This window comes from Halomonas zincidurans B6 (assembly GCF_000731955.1).
Taxonomy (GTDB): domain Bacteria; phylum Pseudomonadota; class Gammaproteobacteria; order Pseudomonadales; family Halomonadaceae; genus Modicisalibacter; species Modicisalibacter zincidurans.
Genome location: NZ_JNCK01000001.1, coordinates 2,632,433 through 2,651,591 on the forward strand (window position 1 = coordinate 2,632,433; position 19,159 = coordinate 2,651,591).

14 protein-coding genes and 1 pseudogene are annotated in these 19,159 nt (G+C 63.0%); 3 read left to right on the forward strand and 12 right to left on the reverse strand.

From position 1 onward, the window contains the following. Window positions 1-48 precede the first annotated feature (48 nt). Together HALZIN_RS16910 and HALZIN_RS0112310 are read left to right on the forward strand one after the other, a co-directional pair. Window positions 49-3,720 (forward strand): annotated as a pseudogene (locus tag HALZIN_RS16910) (chemotaxis protein CheB). A 65-nt stretch (window positions 3,721-3,785) separates the two neighbouring features. Further along, the gene (locus HALZIN_RS0112310; protein ID WP_051907508.1) at window positions 3,786-4,193 is read left to right on the forward strand and encodes a response regulator; all 408 of its coding nucleotides are present in this window, start codon (window positions 3,786-3,788) and stop codon (window positions 4,191-4,193) included. 173 nt (window positions 4,194-4,366) lie between these two features. Here HALZIN_RS0112310 and HALZIN_RS17585 read toward each other — a convergent pair whose 3' ends face one another. From HALZIN_RS17585 to HALZIN_RS0112340, 7 genes are all read right to left on the reverse strand, one after another. Next, window positions 4,367-4,468, reverse strand: a complete 102-nt coding sequence (locus HALZIN_RS17585; protein ID WP_084173706.1) for a KGG domain-containing protein — start codon at window positions 4,466-4,468, stop codon at window positions 4,367-4,369. 85 nt (window positions 4,469-4,553) lie between these two features. Next, window positions 4,554-6,563 (reverse strand): sensor domain-containing diguanylate cyclase, encoded by a 2,010-nt coding sequence (locus HALZIN_RS0112315; RefSeq protein WP_051907509.1) that lies wholly within the window; start codon window positions 6,561-6,563, stop codon window positions 4,554-4,556. Between the two features lie 216 nt (window positions 6,564-6,779). Continuing rightward, entirely contained in the window at window positions 6,780-7,586 is an 807-nt protein-coding gene (locus HALZIN_RS0112320; RefSeq protein WP_031384508.1) for an ABC transporter permease, read from the reverse strand. A 12-nt stretch (window positions 7,587-7,598) separates the two neighbouring features. Beyond that, a complete protein-coding gene (locus HALZIN_RS0112325) occupies window positions 7,599-8,486 on the reverse strand; it encodes an ABC transporter permease (RefSeq protein ID WP_031384509.1) in 888 nt (295 codons plus the stop codon). Then, window positions 8,470-9,645 carry an ABC transporter ATP-binding protein gene (locus tag HALZIN_RS0112330; RefSeq protein ID WP_035575352.1) on the reverse strand — a complete coding sequence of 392 codons (1,176 nt, stop codon included), beginning with the start codon at window positions 9,643-9,645 and terminating at the stop codon, window positions 8,470-8,472. Before HALZIN_RS0112330 ends, HALZIN_RS0112325 begins: the two co-directional genes overlap by 17 nt. A 114-nt stretch (window positions 9,646-9,759) precedes the next feature. After that, window positions 9,760-10,875 carry an extracellular solute-binding protein gene (locus HALZIN_RS0112335; RefSeq protein ID WP_031384511.1) on the reverse strand — a complete coding sequence of 372 codons (1,116 nt, stop codon included), beginning with the start codon at window positions 10,873-10,875 and terminating at the stop codon, window positions 9,760-9,762. A 420-nt stretch (window positions 10,876-11,295) separates the two neighbouring features. Then, complete coding sequence (locus tag HALZIN_RS0112340) at window positions 11,296-12,522, reverse strand: D-alanyl-D-alanine carboxypeptidase (protein WP_084173572.1); 1,227 nt, start codon at window positions 12,520-12,522, stop codon at window positions 11,296-11,298. A gap of 485 nt (window positions 12,523-13,007) precedes the next feature. Between HALZIN_RS0112340 and HALZIN_RS0112345 the strand changes: the two genes are divergently transcribed. Then, window positions 13,008-14,270: a cyclic di-GMP phosphodiesterase gene (locus tag HALZIN_RS0112345; protein ID WP_035575353.1), complete on the forward strand. Its 1,263-nt coding sequence runs from the start codon at window positions 13,008-13,010 to the stop codon at window positions 14,268-14,270. A 98-nt stretch (window positions 14,271-14,368) separates the two neighbouring features. Here HALZIN_RS0112345 and HALZIN_RS0112350 read toward each other — a convergent pair whose 3' ends face one another. The 5 genes from HALZIN_RS0112350 to HALZIN_RS0112370 all read right to left on the reverse strand — a co-directional run bounded on the left by HALZIN_RS0112350 (window position 14,369) and on the right by HALZIN_RS0112370 (window position 18,915). Then, window positions 14,369-14,986 carry a TPM domain-containing protein gene (locus tag HALZIN_RS0112350; protein WP_031384514.1) on the reverse strand — a complete coding sequence of 206 codons (618 nt, stop codon included), beginning with the start codon at window positions 14,984-14,986 and terminating at the stop codon, window positions 14,369-14,371. Between the two features lie 58 nt (window positions 14,987-15,044). Beyond that, entirely contained in the window at window positions 15,045-15,806 is a 762-nt protein-coding gene (locus HALZIN_RS0112355) for a TPM domain-containing protein (protein WP_031384515.1), read from the reverse strand. Continuing rightward, the gene (locus tag HALZIN_RS0112360; protein WP_031384516.1) at window positions 15,806-16,423 is read right to left on the reverse strand and encodes a LemA family protein; all 618 of its coding nucleotides are present in this window, start codon (window positions 16,421-16,423) and stop codon (window positions 15,806-15,808) included. Before HALZIN_RS0112360 ends, HALZIN_RS0112355 begins: the two co-directional genes overlap by 1 nt. Before the next feature lie 172 nt (window positions 16,424-16,595). Continuing rightward, the gene (exaC, locus tag HALZIN_RS0112365) at window positions 16,596-18,116 is read right to left on the reverse strand and encodes an acetaldehyde dehydrogenase ExaC (protein ID WP_031384517.1); all 1,521 of its coding nucleotides are present in this window, start codon (window positions 18,114-18,116) and stop codon (window positions 16,596-16,598) included. 274 nt (window positions 18,117-18,390) lie between these two features. Then, window positions 18,391-18,915: a hypothetical protein gene (locus HALZIN_RS0112370; RefSeq protein ID WP_031384518.1), complete on the reverse strand. Its 525-nt coding sequence runs from the start codon at window positions 18,913-18,915 to the stop codon at window positions 18,391-18,393. Window positions 18,916-19,159: the final 244 nt, after the last annotated feature.

The window sequence follows — 19,159 nt, forward strand, 5'->3', positions numbered from 1 at the left end:
TATTTCAGGCCACGCTGGCCCGGGCGATGAGCAAGGATTGGAGCGCGCATGAACGAAGATCAGCAGCCTACCAGCGAGAGTGAAGCGGACGGTCGCAATCCCACTACGGTCGTGGGGATCGGCGCCTCGGCCGGCGGTCTCGCGGCGCTCAAGCGGTTCTTCTCGAACGTCACCGAGCAATCGGGACTGGCCTATGTCGTCGTCATGCATCTGTCTCCCGAGCACAAGAGCCATCTGGCCGATCTGCTGCAACCGCACTCGAAGCTGCCCGTTCAGCAGGTCACGGAGACCGTGCCCCTGCTGGCGGATCACGTCTACGTGATCCCGCCGGGGCGCAACCTCAATACCGTCGACACCCACCTGCGGCTCTCGCAACTCGAGGACAAGCGCCGCGAGCGAGCGCCCATCGATCACTTCTTCCGCACGCTCGCCAATACCTTCGATGGCGATTCCGTGGGGGTGATTCTCACCGGCACGGGCTCGGACGGCACGCTGGGCATCAAGGAGATCAAGGCGCACGGCGGCCTGACAGTGGTTCAGGACCCCCGCGAGGCGGAGTTCGACGGCATGCCGCAGAGCGCGCTCTCCACCCGGCTCGTCGATCGGGTCCTGCCCTTGGACCAGATCGCCGGGGAGATCATCCGTTATGCCAGGACGCAGCCGCGAATCGTGCTACCCAAGGGGGGCGAAGACCCGGACGAAGCCCAGCGCGCCATCCAGCAGAAGATTTTCGCCCAGGTCCGCGCACGCTGCGGGCGTGACTTCACTCGCTACAAGCGCTCCACGGTGATGCGCCGTATCCAGCGGCGCATGCAGCTTCACCACATCGAGGATCTCGGCCAATACCTCGACATGCTGCGCGAACAGCCCGAGGAAACCCGCGCACTGGCCGACGAATTCCTGATCACCGTGACCAACTTCTTTCGCGATCGAGAGGTCTTCGAAGCGCTGGAGAAGGATGTCATTCCGCAGCTGTTCGCCGACAAGGGCCACGAGGATCAGATCCGCATCTGGTCGGTGGGGTGCGCGACCGGCGAGGAGGCCTATTCACTGGCCATGCTGTTGCTGGAGGCGGCATCGCGCCACGCAAGCCCGCCACAGCTGCAGGTCTTTGCCTCCGACCTGCACGATCATTCTTTGAAGACCGCGCGCGATGGGTTGTATTCGGGAGATATCGAGATCGATGTCTCCGCCGAACGCATTCGCCGCTTTTTCGTCAAGGAGAACGGTGGATTCCGGATTCGTCGGGAGGTGCGCGAGCTGGTGGTCTTCGCCCCGCACAACCTGCTCGGCGACCCGCCGTTTTCCAGACTCGACCTGATCGCCTGCCGCAATGTGCTGATCTACCTGCAGCGTGACGTTCAGCAGGATGTGATCGAGGTCTTTCACTATGCGTTGAACCCCGACAGCTACCTCGTGCTGGGCACCTCGGAGACCGCCGATCGCTCCGACCTGTTTCACGTCGAGAACAAGCAGTTGTGCTTGTACCGCAAGCGCAACGTACCCACCCATGGCCTTCACCTGCCGGTGTTTCCGCTGGCCCAGAGCCGAAGACGGCCCCAGGACGAGGAACCAGCGGAAGCGAATCCACGCGCGCTGCAAACCTACGGTGCGCTGCACCAGAGGATGGTCGAGCGCTATGCGCCGCCGAGCATCCTGATCAATGCCGATCACAAGGTGGTGCATTTCTCCGAGCATGCCGGGCGCTTTCTGGTGCACCCCGGCGGGGAACCGACCTCGAACGTCTTCAAACTGCTGCGCGATGAGCTGCGCCTAGACCTGCGCGCCGCCCTGGTAGCCGCCGACAAGGAGAGCCAGGCGGTTCGCTCGAAGCCGATTGCGGTGCGTCTGGAGGGCGAGCAACGCAACGTCATCATGCACGTGCGCCCCGCCGAGTCACGCGAAGACCAGGGCCTGATTTTGGTGATCTTCGAGGAACGCACGGACAACCATGCGACGCCCGCGCGTACCTTCGACGCCCAGAGCGAAGCCTCCTCGCGGGAACTCGAGGCGGAGCTGGATCTCAACGAGCAGCGTCTGCAAGCGGTGATCGAGGAATACGAGACCGGGCAGGAGGAGATGAAGGCGGCCAACGAAGAGCTGCAGTCGGCCAACGAGGAACTGCGCTCGACGATGGAAGAGCTCGAGACTTCCAAGGAGGAGCTTCAGTCGATGAACGAGGAGCTCGCCACGGTCAATCAGGAAAACCGCCACAAGGTCGAGGAACTCAGCCAGCTTTCCAGCGATCTGCAGAACCTGCTGACGGCCACCGACATCGCCACGATCTTCCTCGACCGCGAGCTGCGCATCCTGCGCTTCACGCCCCAGGTCGGCGCGCTGTTCAACATTCGCATGGCCGATCGCGGCCGGCCGCTGTCGGACCTGACCCATCGCCTGGGCTACGACGGCCTGACCGCCGACGCCCAATCGGTACTCGACCAGCTCACCCCGGTCGAGTAGGAGGTAAGGGACCACGAGGATCATTGGTACCTGACCCGGGTGCGGCCCTACCGCAACGTCGACGACCGCATCGATGGGGTGGTGATCACCTTCATCGACATCACCGATCGCAAGCGCTTCGAGGAAAATCTGCGCGCCAGCGAAGAGCGCTTTCGCGTGCTCGTCGATACCTCGGCACAGATCATCTGGACCACCGATGCCGAGGGCGCCGCGGTCGAGGACTCGCCCTCCTGGCGAAGCTACACGGGCCAGACCTACGAGCAGTTGAAAGGCTGGGGCTGGGCCCAGGCCATCGAACCCGGCGACCGCGATCAGGCACAGGCGACATGGCGGCAAGCCGTCGAGACCGTCGCACCGCTGCATAACGAGTTCCGCCTTTATCATGCCCCCAGCCGGGAGTATCGCTGGACCGAGGTCAGGGCAGGCGCCCTGTGCGCAGCCGACGGGACGATTCGCGGCTGGGTCGGCATGATGAGCGATACCAACGAGCAGAAGCTCGCCGAGCAGGCGCTCAAGGATATCAACGAGACCCTCGAGGCGCGTGTCCAGGAACGCACGCAGCAGGTTCGCGACCTGGCATCGAGACTGACCATGGCCGAGCAGGAGGAGCGTCGGCGGGTTTCCCAGGTGCTTCATGACGACCTGCAGCAGCTGCTCTATGGCCTGCAGATGAGACTGCGCATGGCTCAGGACAAGCTCAAGACGCAGGACAATGGGGACTTGCAAGAACTCCTCGCCGGCACGCAGGCGTGGGTGGTCCAGGCCATTGAAACGACCCGCCAGGTGACCGTGGATCTCAGCCCGCCCATTCTCAAGAGGGAAGGCCTCGTCGACGCCCTGGGGTGGCTGAAACGGCAGATGAAGCAACTGCACGGCCTCGATGTGGAGGTGTCTGCTCTTCAGCCACCGGACATCCTCGACGAAGACATGCGCGTGCTGCTTTTCCAGGTCGTCAGGGAACTGCTCTTCAATGTGAAGAAGCACGCCAACGTGGACCAGGCGCGGGTCGAACTCGACCAGACGAACGCGCAGGTAGTCATTCGCGTCAGCGACTCGGGAGACGGTTTCGATCTCGCGGTCATGGAGGCGCAGCAGGACGAGCATCCCGGGTTCGGGCTGTTCAGCATCCGCGAGCGGCTACGCCTGCTCGGCGGTCACATGGAGATCGATGCGGCACCCGGCACGGGTACTTCTATACTGGTGACAGTACCGCTGAAGCGTGAAGCGGAAAAGGAGACTTCGCAGGCGGCCTCTCAATAGCCTTGCGAGAAATAGCCTTGCGAGATATTTCGGTAATGTCGCCATGGATTTCAAGGGATTGAACGATGGGTAAAGAGAACGCGGCACGCATCTTCGTCGTCGAAGATCATGTGCTCATGCAGAAAATGCTCAATGAGTTCATTTCGCAGGAAGCGGACCTGGAGGTCTGCGCCACTGCCGACTCCGGCGAGGCGGCCCTGGAGAATCTCGCCCAGGCCTCGCCGGATCTCATGCTGATCGACCTGTCGTTGCCCGGGGTCAGCGGGCTCGACCTCATCAGTTCGGTGAAGGCTCTCTATCCCCAACTGCCCTGCGCCATCCTGTCCGGCCATGGCGAGCGGCACTATGCCGAGCAGGCCATGGCCGCCGGCGCCCAAGGCTATGTCTTGAAGGGCGACCCCGGCGAGCTGCCTAGCGCCATTCGCCAGATGATGCAGGGCGAGCGCTATATCAGCAAAGCCCTGCAGTATTGAGCCGTTGAGTCGTCTCGGCGGTGACTCGAGAGAGGGTCTCGAGAGGGTCTCGAGAGAGTCCCGAGAGAGTCCCGAGAAAAAACTGCCGACAGCAGGCTGCCGGCAGTGCACGGACTTGCTTCGAGCTTCACCAAGCCTGTTGGCAAGATCAAGAGTCGCGAATTTGTTGCGACTTAAGAGTTGCGACCGCCACCATTGCTGTTCTTGCCGCCCTTGTGGCCAGCTTCAGAGGCTTTTTCCGGATCGTTGGCAACATTGCCATCGGCGGGAGGGATTTAGCACTCCGCTTTAACCTTGAACATCAGCAATCAGCTTCACCGAGCTGAAATGAGCGGTTGATCCGGGTCAGGCTCGCCGCTTTCAGGTATCGGTTACCACGATACAGTTCCGGCCCTGCTCCTTGGCGAGATAACTCGCCTGGTCGGCGCGGCGCATGGGGTGATCGCTGTCGCTATCATCGTCCTGCAGGTCGGTCACGCCCAGGCTGAGCGTCACGCTGTAGCGCTTGCCCGCATGCTCGACGCTCAGGGCCTCCACCGCCCGGCGCAGCGCTTCGGCCGTCTGGCGCGCCTGTTCCAGGCCGCAACCCGGCATCAACACCGCGAACTCATCGCCGCCATAGCGGGCCAGGAAATCGCTCTTGCGCACCTTGGTGCCGATGGCGTCGGCGATCATCTTGAGCATCTCGTCGCCCAGCGCATGACCGCCCTCGTCGTTGATCGGCTTGAAATGGTCCAGATCGAACAGGATCAGCGCCGCGACGACGCGCCCCTTGAGCCAATCGGCCAGCGCCTCGTCGAGTCGGCGTTCGAAGCCGCGCCGGTTGAGCAGCCCGGTGAGCGGGTCGTGCTCGGCTTCCCAGCGTTGCAGCGCGGCGACCTGCTGGTGCTCGGTGATGTCCTTGAGGGTGCCGACGAAGCCCAGCGGCGCCCCGGACTCCATGCGCACCAGCGTGGCGTGGGATTCGACCCAGATCACCTCGCCGTTGGCCTTGAGGTAGCGATACTGGCGCTGGAAGTCGCGCCCCGAACTCAAGCTCGAGCGCCACAGATCGGCGACATCGTCGCGGTCGTCGGGGTGGGCGCGCTCGGCATGCCCACGCGAGCGGAACTGCTCCAGACTGTACCCGGTCATTTCCACCATTGCCGGATTGACGTAGCGAATCTCGCCATCGAGGCCGTAGACGAACATGCCCACCGGCGACGACGCCAGCACGGCGTCGAGGAAGGCCTGGCGATCGTGCAGCCGACTCTCAGCGTCGCGGCGACTTTGCGCCACGCGATTGAAGGTATCGGCGACCCGCTGAATCTCGAGTGCGCGGGTATCGACGGCGACGAAGTCCCGATGCCCCTCGCCGACGGCCTCGATCTGGCGCTCCAGGCTTTGCAGCGGCCTCAAGGCCTGATTGAGCAGCCACCACAGCAACGCCAGCATGACCAGTACCGTGACGCCCCCGACCAGCCACAGGTGCCGCACGAACCACTCGAGTGGCGCATAAGCCTGGTCACGCGGCAAAAAGACGCCGACCACCCAGTTGGCCAGCCACACTTGTTCATAGGCCTGCAAGGCGATGTCGCCGTTGGCGGTAGGCCCCAGCGCGGTGCCCTCCCAGCCGGACAGCGCCAGGTCGAGCCACGGATTCTGCTCGGCCGAGGGGGCCGACTTGAAAATCCAGCTGCTGTTCGGATGGACCAATATCCGGCCAGAAGCCGTAGCAATGATAGCGTAGCCTTCATCTCCAATCCGGATACGCCTTAATCTATCGAACAGACTGCCGTTAAGGATATTTACTACGCCGCCTACCATGCCGATAAACTCGCCTCCACCATCGCGCAGGGGTACGGCAAGCATGACCACCGGTGACTGAGTCACCCGGTTGATGAAAGGTTCACTGACGTAGGGCCTGCCCACTTGGCGTTGAAACTGAAAATACGTACGATCGGAGACATCAACGCCGTACATTTTCGGTTGATAGGGCGACCCGCTGACGATTCGCCCCTGGGCATTGATAACGACCAACGTATCAACCATGCCCAACAAAACGTTCTGTTCCAGCTTGGCGTTCAGATAGGCGGGGTTGTCGACCATCGACGGATCGAGCGTTCTGCCAAGGCGCTGCAAGGCATCCAGGCGCAAGGACAGATCGTTTTCGACCCGCTCGGCGATAAGCGTCGCTTCGTACTTCAGGTGATTGTCGTTGACTTCACGAATCTGGCGCTGGCCGGTGAACCAGGTCGACACCAGCAAGGCAAACACGATCGCGATCCAGCCCAGCGCCAATCCGAGCAGCAATCGCTTGTGCATCGACTTGATCCCGGCACCGAACAGTTGCAGCACGCGCTTCACCGGTTCACGTTTCCAGCTTTTCAAGCTCGGCCCTCGTCCAGGAATCAACTCATGTACTGCAGAGTGCCAGACTTGGCTATCGCAGGCATAGCTAACGCGATTTATCGGCTTACCTCATGCGTGCCGCGATCAAGGCGTCGAACCGGCTTGAGCCCGGCGGCTTTGGCTCGCCACGGCCCGGCAACGCGACAGCACTGAGCGGCGACTCCTCGCGGTCGCCGTCTTTGCATCGAGCCTGTATCAGCCGAGCGGCGTTCGAGCGCGGGCCTCACGCCTGCGCTTGATCTCGTAGATCACCGCCAGCGCCACGGTAATCACGATCAGGATCAAGCCCAGCGCGTTGACCGCCGGGGTCAGACCGGTACGCACCTTGGAGGCAATATACACGGTCAGGGTGGTGTCGTAACCGACCACGAACAGCGAGGTGTTGTAGTTCTCGAAGGATTGCAGGAAGGCGATCACCGCCGCCGACAGGATTGCCGGCCGGAGAAACGGCAGCAATACCCGACGAAACGCCTGCCAGGGCGAAGCGCCCAGGTCCAGGGCGGCACGTTCCAGGGTTCGGTCGAAGCGCTGCAGGCGGGCCATGACCATCAGCATCACATAGGCCGAGATGAAGGTGGTCTGACCCAGCACCGTGAGCAGCGTACCGCCGGCAACGTCGAACTGGCGCCAGAAGATCAGCGTCGAGATGCCGATGATCACCCCGGGCGTGAGCAGCGGCGACAGGATCAGGCCATAGACGAACGGCTTGCCACGGCTTTCCACGGTGGTCAGGAACAACGCGCAGGCCACCCCGATCGGTACCGCCAGGCACAGCACGCCGGCGGCCACCAGCAGGCTGTTGCCCAGTGCCGCCCACATGCCGTCATCGGCGGCCAGTTCGGCGAACCACTTGAGCGTCGCCCCTCGCCAGGGCGTGATGGTCGGAAAGCGGCTGTCGTTGAAGGTCGCCGTGCCCATGATCACCAGCGGCAGGAACAGGTAGATGAAGAACGCGCCGATATACAGGCGCAGCCCCCAGTTCAAAAAACGTTGCGCACTCATCCCACGACTCTCTTATTTCGCAATGTCCGCCAGCCCCACCTTGAACAGACGCATCACCAGCGACATGAAGCCGATGCACAGCACCAGCAGCAGGAAGGCATAGGCCGCGCCCTGGTTCCAGTCGCCGCCTTCGAAGAACCAGTTGTAGATGATCTGCGTGAACCAGCGGCTGCCCGGCGAGCCCAACAGCGCCGGCACCGCGTAGCTGCCCGCGGCCAGCATGAAGGTCATGATGCAGCCGGTGGCGATGCCCGGCTTGGCATGCGGGATGACGATCCGCCAATGAGTTCGAACGGTACCGGCGCCCAGGTCGTGCGCGGCACGCACCTGGTTGCCGTCGAGGCTCTCGATGGCGTTGTACAGCGGGAAGATCATGAACAGGATATAGGCGTAGACCATGCCCACCAGCACGCCGGCATCGCCGTTGAGAAAGCGCACCGGCCGCTCGATCAGCCCCAGCGTCAACAGCACCTCGTTGAGCGGGCCGCGAAACGCCAGGATGATGAACCACGAGAACGTGCGCAGGATCTCGTTGATCCAGAACGGGATGATCAGCAGCAACAGACACAGCGCCGCCTGTCCCGGGGTGGCGATCTTGGCCAGATAATAGGCGATCGGGTAGCTGACCAGCAGCGTCAGCACGGTCACCAGTACGCTCGACCACAGCGTCTTGAAGAAGATCGCCAGGTGGATCCGGTTGTCGAACAGCGTGGCGTAGTTGGTCAGGCTCCAGTGATCCCGGGGCCCGCCCACCTCGTCCGGCAGCAGGTTGGGACGCAGCGAATAGTCGATCATCTGCAGTTGCGGCAGCACCACCATGGCGATCAGCCAGATGCACAGCAGGCCGACGATAGCCATGGCCACCGGGCCGCCGAAGCGCGCCTTAAGCTGACGCAGCATGGGCGCTCTCCCGTGGCTGTCCGGACACCACCTCGCCGGTCTCGGCGTCGAGTCGCGGCGAATCGTCGTCGGCCAGCACGATCGCCTGCTGCGGGTCGTAGCCGAAGCGTCCGCGCGCGCCGGGGGCCAGCGATTGCCGGGAGCCATCGCCCTGGCCCAGCAGGATGCGCAGCCGTTCGCCGGTCGCGCTGAGTCGCGCCTCGAGCATGCGCCAGGCGCCTTCGAAGTTGACCGACTCCACCTCGGCCTCCAGCGTGGCCGGTGCGTCTGCCGCCGCCATCTCGTCGAGCAGCACGAGCTGCTCGGGGCGCACGTACAGCGCCGCGCGCTGGCCGACGGCCAACCCGGCCTGCCCGCCGGCGCGCCCGGCCAGCCGCCCGAGGCCCGCCACCTCCAGGGTGATCAGCGTCTCGCCGACGTCGACGACCGTTCCCGCCAGGCGGTTGTTCTCGCCCACGAAAGCCGCCACGAAGCCGGTCTCCGGGCGGTGGTAGAGCGTCTCGGGGTCGGCTACCTGCTGGATGCGCCCGGCCGACATCACCGCCACCCGGTCCGACATGGCCAACGCCTCGCCCTGGTCGTGGGTGATATAGATGAAAGTGATGCCGGTCTTGCGCTGGATCGCCTTGAGCTCGTTGCGCATGTGCTGGCGCAGTTTCAGGTCGAGCGCCGAGAGCGGTTCGTCGAGCAACAGCACGCGCGGTTCCACCGCCAACGCCCGGGCGATCGCCACGCGCTGCTTCTGGCCGCCCGACAGCGCCGCGATCGGCTTGTCGCCGCTGCCGGTGAGCGCCACGAGTTCGAGCAGTTCGTCCGAGCGCTGACGCCGCGCCGTACGCCCGACACCGCGCACCTCGAGCCCGAACTCGATGTTCTGATAGACGCTCATCAGCGGGAACAGCGCCAGGTTCTGGAAGATCATCGCCGTCGGCCGCTGATTGACCGGCACGCCGACCATCGGCTCGCCGCCGATATACACCTGCCCTTCGCTTGGCGACAAGAAGCCGCTGACGATATTCAGCAGGGTCGTCTTGCCGCACCCCGAAGGGCCGAGAAAGCTGAAGAATTCGCCGGACTCGATGGTCAGACGCGTCGGCTCGATGGCCGTGAAATCGCCGAAGCGCATGACTATCCGCTCCAGCGTGACGCTACCGTCCATAGACGCTCTTCTTGTCGATTATTGTCGATACCCGAGGCCGCCGAAGGGCCGCCTGCACGAGCGAACCGGCCGAGGCTTGACCGACCGGTTCGTTGGATTGCCTGCCGGCGCGAATCAGGCCGAGAGGTAGCGGTCCTGATACTCGTTGCGCAGCGCGACGTACCACGGCTCCTGAATCGGCCACCACCACAGGTTGGCAAGATCCTGCTTGGAGTAGGAAGCCTCGAAGAACTGGCGCGAGGCCTCGGGGAGCAGCTTCTCGGCGCCCTTCGCCGTGGAATTGTAGCCCGTCGATTCGACGAACATCGCTCCGGCTTCGGGGGTGTAGTACCAGTTGATCAATTCGTACACCGCGTCGACGTTCTGGGCGTTGCTGGGAATCACGAAGCCTTCCATCCACGCCAGGGCGCCCTCCTTCGGCGCTCGGTAGGCGATATCCATGCCCTCGTTCTGCAACCGGAAGGCGGTGCTGTCCCAGGTCTGGCCGATCACCGCGCCATTGGTGCGAAACGCCGCCTGGGCCTCGTTCTCGGTCGACCAGAACTGGGCGATCATGCCCTTGTGCTTGACCGCCTCGGCGAGAATCACCTCGAAATTGGCGCGCATCGCCTCTTCGCTTTGATACGACTCGAGCAGCGGGCGCGGCAACTTGCCCTGGCTCTGCAGCCACAGGCCGATGCCCACCAGCGCGGAGTGGCTACGCACCGTGACGCCCTGGCCGTTGTCGGGATTCCACAGGTCGCCGTAGCTCAGGTTGTCCGGATCGACGGCCGCATAGCGACGGTCGAAGGCGATCGCTTCGGTGCCCCAGTCGCTGGGTGCGAAGTAGCGCTTGCCATCGACCACGCCGCCGACCTCCGAGCCCTCCAGCGCGCTGTCCAGGCAGCCCTGCCACTGAATGCGCGACTCATCGAGCGGCTGGACGAGATTGTAGTCGAGATAACCCGGCACGCGATCGACGGTGGGCATGATCACGTCGAAGCCGCTGCCGTCGGTGGCGCGCAGCGAGTTCATCAACTCATCGTTGGTGCCATAGGGCGTGAAGGTGGCATTAATGCCGCTCTTCTCGCGGAAGTCGGCGAGCATTTCATCGCTGAAATAGCCGGCCCAGGCATAGATCCGCAGGGTCTGCTCCTGCGCCAGCGCCTTGTTGATGTAGAAACCGGGGAACGAAGCGGCGGCCCCCGCGGCCAGTGAGCCCTGCAGGAAGCGACGACGACTGATCGACATGAACCTTCATCTCCTGATGTGTTTTTGCTTCTTGTGTTCTGGCTAGGTTTCGTCTGAAAAGTCGACGAGCGATGGCCAGGCAAGGCAAAAATTGGCGAAAAGACGGAGTTTACGGGTTGTAAATGAGTACTTTGAGCCAATTTTAACGCCGCATGGTCGAGCGCAGGCACTTTTCGGACAAAGCCTAGGCGAGATGATGCCGCTGCCGGGTGACGCCCACATGACACATGAGTGACAGCCCGAACACATAGATAATAGCAGCCGTCGCCGAAGCGGGAGGAGCGTCATTCAACGCTGGCGATCACTGTGTGATGAATCGCCCGGCGGCGCTCGGCAACGCCCCGCATCGGCGGGGCGTTGGGGAAGCGTCAAACGGCAAAAGCCGGACTCGCACGATAACCGCGGCCCATGGCGGCCGGTTCAGCCGCCGACACCGGCGACCACCACGCAATCCATACCTTGCTGTTGCAGATCGCGGCAGCTCTGCCGGGCCTGGCTTTCCTTGAGATCGATGACCCGGGCTCGAAACAGCGGCTGGCCATTCTCGGTCGGGGTCACCGAGACGCTCGGCGTGGCCCCGGCGGCATCCACGTAACCGGCCGCGCGGCTGGCCAGCGCCCGCGCCTGGCGGGAATCGCTGAAGGCGCCGACCTGCACGGCCCAGCCGACGACTCCCGCATCCTGCTTGTCGAGCCCGGCGATCAACTGACCGATCGGATCCTCCCCAACCGGCTGAGCCGGATGGCGAATCACCGCGGGCTCGTTGTCGAAGATCGCCGTCTTGGCGACCCAGTCGCCACGGTCCATCAGCGCGGCCCGGGCGAAGCCGCGATCGAGCAGGTCGATGACGTGATCGTCGCGGGAGCGGGCCGTGAAGCCGCCCATCACCACCGAGACGATACGCCGCCCGTCGCGCACCGCCGAGGTGGCGATATTGAAGCCCGACGCGCTGATGAAGCCCGTCTTGAGGCCATCCGCCCCCGGATAACGGGTCAGTACGCGATTGTGGCCGCGGTAGAGCTTGCCCCGATAGGAAAAGCGGGTGCTGGCGAAATAATCGTAGTAGCCGGGAAAGTCCTGCATCAGATGCAGCGCCAGCCGGGCCATGTCACGGGCGGTGGTGACCTGAACGTCGTCCGGCAGTCCCGATGCGTTGCGAAAGGTCGTATCGCGCATGCCCAGCGCACGCGCCTTGTCGGTCATCTGGCGGGCGAAGGCCGGCTCGCTGCCGGCGAGCCCCTCGGCGACGACGGCGGCGACGTCGTTGGCCGAGCGTACAATCAAGGCAAGGATCGCCGTTTCCACCGGGATCCGCTCGCCGGGCTCGAGCCAAAGCTTGGTCGGCGGCTGAGCGGCGGCATGTGCCGACACCGGCAGGCTATCAGCGAGACTCAGGCCGCCACGTTCGATCGCTTCGAACAGCAGGTAGAGCGTCATCATCTTGGTCAACGACGCCGGGTAACGCGGTTTGTCGGCCCGATCGGCGTAGAGTATTTCGCCACTGGCAACGTCGACGACGATACCGGCATAGCGCGGGTTGCTTCCGGCCGCCGACGGCGAACTCCAGCCGGCAACGACAATACACGCGGCAACCAATACGGTTAGCGTGCCACGCCGCCAGGCGGCGCCAGGAAAGATGGATGGCATGGTCTCTCGTTCCCTGCTGCTATTATTGTGTCTGGTGTCGTGGCGTGTCACTCGAAACCGCTTGCGTCTAGGAGTCTGTCGGGCTTGGCCGATCGTCACGAGAAGCACGGGTTTCGAGTCAAATTTATCGATCAATTGAGGCGAATAGCGCGCTATTTAACGAAATGGATCGATGAAATTGGCCGAAAGGCCGGGATTCGCAGTAGGTCAGTGTCAAGTCCGACGGGCTCCTAGACCGATTATCGGCCAGCACCTCCTTCTTTGCAGCCCCTTCGAGAAATTTTTCCGGATGGGGCGGCTAAAGTCATTCGCGGCTCGGCCGATATTTTCCTTGCCAAGCGCTGTCCCGGCATTGCGGTGTTATAGCAGATATGAAGCCGCTCGCCGGCATGGATACCGGCGAGCGCGCTTTGCCTGATGCGGCCACCTCCACCAGACGCCTCTGCTATAACTGTAAATAGATCAATACGGCATGAGGCAAGACCATGCAGGAGCTCGAGGCGTCCGAGCGATCCGTCGAACATCTGTGCGCGATCTCGGTCGACCACCTACAGATAGGCATGTACGTCAGCGATCTCGACCGTCCCTGGATCGAGACGCCGTTTCTCATCGAGGGTCTGCGTCTGACCGAAGCCGACGAGCTGGAGCGCCTGCGTCAGTTGTGCCAGCGCGTCTACGTCGATCCCCAGCGCTCGACCCCGGAAGTCCAGGCGCTGCTGCGCGAGCGGGCGATGCCCCTGGAACGTCCCGGGGCTGCTGTCGATCCGAGATATCGGGTGTATCGCGTGCACCCCATCGAACGCCCCGCCGAAGAGGAGCTGCGCCGCGTCAGCCCGGCCTTCACCGAGGCACGCGAGATGTTCCGGCGAATGATGCACGACGAGCAGACTTGGCATCGCAACATCCCCCAGGTCAAGGACACCGTGGGACGCTTCGCCGAATCGGTGCTGGCCAATCCCAGCGCGCTCAGCTGGCTTTCGCGGATCAAGAACGAGAACGAATATACCGCCGAGCACTGCCTCAACGTCGGGGTGATGGCGATGATCTTCGGCCGCCATCTCGGTTATGACCGCAAGCAGATCGAGGAACTCGGCCTGGCCGGCATGCTGCACGATGTCGGCAAGATGAAGCTCAACCGCGCGATCCTCGACAAGCCGGGCAAGCTGACCGCCGCCGAATTCGCGCATATTCGCACCCATGCCCTGCAGGGCTATCAGATGCTGGTCGACGACCCGGGAATACCGCTCGCCGTCAAGAACACCAGTCGCGACCATCATGAGCGCCTCGACGGTACCGGCTACCCCTACGGCAAGCGCAGCGAGGAAATCGGCCTGATCGCGCGAATCATCGCGATCGTCGACACCTATGACGCGATCACCAGCGATCGCCCCTACAGCAAGGCCCGGCCGCCTTCAGAGGCGCTGCGCATACTCTACAAGGCACGCGGCGACCATTATGACGACGCCCTGGTGATTCGCTTCATCGAATGCATCGGTATCTACCCGCCCGGCTCGATCGTCGAGCTGAGCAACGGCATGGTCGGCATGGTGCTCTCGGTCAATCCCGACAACCGCCTGCATCCACGAGTGCTGGTAACCCTCGACGAGAACAAGCAGAGCATCACCGAAACGGTCATCGATCTTGCCAGCGACAACAACCAGGGCGACGAGGCCCTGGAGATCCAGGCGGTGTTGCCGCCGGGGTCATACAATCTGAGCATGGAGAAGATGCTCCTGCACATCGTCTGAGCACCGAAAGGGGTTGCACTAGCCAACCAAAAACGGAGCGCGACTGAGTCGCGCCCCGCTCCATTTCAAGCGCCTTCGATTGCCGTTCAGCCAAGGGATCAGTCGAGAATCACCAGACGATTGGGCAACTCATTGCGCGTATGGGTCGCCGGCACGTGCTGCTTGAGATGCTCGCCGCAAGCGTCGATACAACCCAGGAAGCCTTTCAGCGTCTGCCCGGCCTTCACGTCACGGGTGAACGTCGTCACGATCGACTCCCAGGTGTCGTCGCTCAGGCGACTGGAGATGCCCCGATCGACCAGGATCTCCACGTAGCGTTCGGCCTCCGACACGAAGATCAGCATGCCCGTTCCGCCGTGGGTGTGGTGCAGTTTCTGCTCGAGGAATTGCCGCCGGGCCAGGTTGGCGGCCCGCCAGTGGCGCACCGAACGTGGAATCAGCCGAGTGGTGATGCGTGGCAGGCGAAAGATCAGCCCCAGCGCGACGAAACTTGCCCATTGCACCAACAGCAGCTGATAGGCGTTCAGCCAACCGGGGAAGTAATTGATCGCGCCGGGAATCACGAGGGCGAGAATGCCGGCCCACAACAAGGGGATATAGGCGTAGTCGTCCGCCCGGGAAGCGAGCACGGTGACCAGTTCGGCGTCGGTCTCGCGCTCGACCCGATTGATTGCCTCGGCCACCTGCTGCTGCTCGCTTTCGCTCAATAATGCCATGGACTGCCTGCTCCGAATCCTGAGGTGACGCATCGCGCGCCGATAAACACGGCCGGTCTTACCAGCCACCGGAGGCGCCGCCGCCGCCGAAGCCGCCACCGCCGCCGCCGAAGCCGCCGCCGCCGCCGCCCGAGCCGCCATGGCCCAGAGCGCCACCCAGCAATGCCCCGGCCAGCAGCCCCGAGCGCCCGCGCCGGCGGCCGCCACGACCGCCGCCCCCACCACTGCGCACCAGCGCCATGACGATCACCAGCATGATGAAGAAGAAGATCGAAGCGGGCCCACGGGGATCGTCGCTACGCGCGCCATCGGCCGAGCTGGAGGCCAACGGGTCGCCGCCCAGCACCTGAATCATCGCCTCGACGCCCTGGGTGATGCCGCCGGCGTAATCACCTTCACGAAAGGCCGGGGTGATGACCCGATTGATGATCGCCGAGGATTGCGCATCGGTCAGCCGGCCTTCCAGCCCATAACCGACCTCGATGCGCACTTTCCGCGCGTTGGGCGCGACGATCAGCAGCGCGCCGTTGTCCTCGTCGACCTGGCCGATTCCCCATTGGCGTCCCAGTTGGTAGCCGTACTCCTCGATCGAGCGTCCCTGCAGGTCGCTGATCGTGGCCACCACCAGCTGTTCGGTGGTCGCTTCCTCATGGGCCTTGAGCTTTTCACTCAGCTGCGTTTCGAGCGAGTCGTCCAGCAGTTCGGCCTGGTCCACCACCCTGCCGGTCAGCTCGGGGAATTCGAGCTGCTGCTGGGCCTGGGCGCCCAGCGCCGGGGTCAGCAGCAACGCAAACAGCGCTACGCGTAGGCAGTTGATCATCAAAACTCCACTTGTGGGGCCTGGTCGGCATTGTCGCTGGTCGCTTCGAAGTTCTCGCGCAGCGGCATGTCGCTGTAGAGCAGGCTTCGCCACAGGCGCCCCGGGAAGGTGCGAATCTCGGTGTTGTAGCGCTCGACCGCCTGAATGAAATCGCGACGCGCCACGGCGATGCGATTCTCGGTGCCTTCCAGCTGAGACTGCAGGGCCAGGAAATTCTGGTTGGACTTGAGTTCGGGATAGCGCTCGGAAACCGCCATCAGCCGGCTCAGGGCGCCGCTCAGCTGCTTCTGGGCCTGCTGGAACTGCTGCAATTTCTGCGGATCATCCAGCGACGAGGCATCGATCTGGATGGAGGTCGCCTTGGAGCGCGCCTCGACCACCGCGGTCAGCGTCTCCTGCTCCTGGGCGGCGAAGCCCTTGACCGTCTCGACCAGGTTGGGCACCAGATCGGCGCGGCGCTGGTACTGGTTCTCGACCTGCGACCAGGCTGACTTGACCTGCTCGTCGTAGGTGGGAATGTTGTTGATGCCGCAGCCCGACAGCAGCGTCGCCACGACCATCAGCAGGGCCAACTGCCAGACGTGCCGGCCGGGAAGTAAGGTCTGTCTCGTTAGCATGGGGGCCTTCGTTCCTGTATTGCGACTTGACTGAATCGTTGCGGCGTCGAATCGCCCAAGGTACAGGGCGACTAGCCGCGAGGGAAGCCGGCGGCGCCCTCATAGGCCCATAAAAGAGAAGGAGGCAACCCTGGGTCGCCTCCTTACTGCGGTCACGCTGCCGGCTTATCGCTCAAAAAAAGCCCAGCGGATTGGTGTCGTAGCTGACCAGCAGGTTCTTGGTCTGCTGATAGTGCTCGAGCGCCATCTTGTGGGTCTCGCGACCGACGCCGGACTTCTTGTAGCCGCCGAAGGCGGCATGCGCCGGGTACTGGTGATAGCAGTTGGTCCACACGCGCCCGGCCTGGATGCCGCGGCCCATGCGGAAGGCGACGTTCATGTCGCGGGTCCAGACCCCGGCGCCGAGGCCGAACTCGGTATCGTTGGCGATCGCCAGCGCTTCCGCCTCGTCCTTGAAGGTGGTCACCGCCACCACCGGGCCGAAGATCTCCTCCTGGAACACGCGCATGCTGTTGTTGCCCTTGAGCAGCGTCGGCTGGATGTAATAGCCCTTGTCGTAGGCCGGATCGAAGCTCTCCTTGCCGCCGCCGGTGAGGAACTCCGCACCCTCTTCGCGGGCCACGTCCATGTAGGACATGATCTTGTCGAACTGCTCCTGACTGGCCTGGGCGCCGACCTGCACCTCGGTGTCCAGCGGATTGCCGCGCTTGATCGCCCGGGTGCGCTCCATCACCTTGGCCATGAAGCTTTCGTACATCTCCTCCTGGATCAGCGCCCGCGACGGGCAGGTGCAGACTTCGCCCTGATTGAAGAATGCCAGCACCAGCCCCTCGACCGCCTTGTCGATGAACGCCGGCTCGGCGTTCATGATGTCGGCGAAATAGACATTGGGCGACTTGCCGCCCAGTTCCACCGTCGAGGGGATGATGTTGTCGGCGGCGCACTTGAGAATGTGCGCACCGACCGGGGTCGAGCCGGTGAAGGCGATCTTGGCGATGCGCTTGCTGGTGGCCAGCGCCTGGCCGGCCTCCTCGCCAAGCCCGTTGACGATGTTGATCACCCCCGCCGGCAGCAGATCGCCGACCAGCTCCATCAGCTTGAGGATCGACGCCGGGGTCTGTTCGGCGGGTTTCAACACCACGCAGTTGCCCGCCGCCAGCGCCGGCGCCAGCTTCCAGGTGGCCATCAGGATCGGAAAGTTCCAGGGGATGATCTGCCCCACCACACCCAGCGGCTCATGGAAGTGATAGGACACGGTGTTGGCGTCGATATCCGCCGCGGTGCCTTCCTGAGCGCGAATGCAACCGGCAAAGTAGCGGAAATGATCGACCGCCAGCGGAATGTCGGCATTGAGCGTCTCGCGCACCGCCTTGCCGTTGTCCCAGCTCTCGGCGACGGCGAGCATTTCCAGATTCTGTTCAATGCGATCGGCGATCTTCAAAAGGATATTGCTGCGCTCGGCAGCCGAGGTCTTGCCCCAGGCCGGCGCCGCCTGGTGCGCGGCATCCAGCGCCCGATCGATGTCCTCGGCGCTCGAACGCGGGATCTCGCAGAACACCGCCCCGGTGATCGGCGTGACGTTGTCGAAGTACTGCCCTTTGACCGGGGCGACGAACTCGCCGCCGATGTAATTGCCATAGCGCTTCTCGAAGCTGACGACGCTGCCGTCGCTCCCGGGGTTGGCGTAAATCATGGCGCGTGCTCCTTGTTGTCATCATGGCTTTTGACGATTGACCCTATTAGAGCGTAGCGAAAACCGTGCGTTCTCCCAGCGTCCGGGCATGCCGAGAGACAGCTTCTTTGGTCGTAGACGCCGGTTCGCAAGGGCAACTGGCCGGACATGAAAGCCGCCCGCTCCAGTGTGCGCAGGTAGCTCGGCGGGTAGGCGTTGCGAAAGCGTACCGAGCGTTCGGTAATGGACGACAACAGATCCAAGGTGCCGTATTCGGCGGTTTCGTCAGCCGGCGTCAAGCAACTTGCTGTCGCCCAGACAGGCAGCCATCAGGCAATAAATAGCCCTGGCTTTCCTGCAGTAATCTGCACTCCGCGTGTTTCTGCTCAGCAAAGGTCAGCAATAGCCCAGTGAGTTCGGGCAGGCAATTGCCATGGTATATATGGTATAACTGCCGATAGAAAAGTGTCGATTGATGTTCGCGAAGCAAGCCATCCGCCAGAACCGCGCCAGCCATCGCATCGCCGATCACGAAGAAATGACGTTTTTCCTGATCGCCCTCGGAGTGGCTTGGCGGGATTGCCGCTGGCAGGTCGCCGGTCGCTTGCAGATGCCCGGCCATCTGCATAAGTGCTTGAATGCGCTCTTCGCTCTCGTTGGAAAACGCCTCGAAAAGACGACTCAACGCCAGGCTGTAAGGCAAAAAACGTAGAGACAGCATACGATAGCGGTTCAGCGACTGGTGTTCATGTGAACAGGCTAACGTCAATGTTGCCTGCTGGGGCTGCGCAGTGGTCGGCGTGGTTGCTTGTTGCGCCATGGTCCTGTCTCCCTTATGACACGACTCGAACTGATTCAACGCAATAAACAGCCTCCCGTTACTATTTATTGGCGTCTTGTAAAAGAAGGGGCCAGGCGGTGAATTCAATTCCCGATTGCTCGATAATCTCGACAGTCACCGGATCATCTCACAGTATTCGTATCGTCCCTGATACCCTGCCCCTTGTTTCGAACTCTAGTCCGAGTTTGAGAATCTGCAGGAAACCCATGTTAAACAATCACGT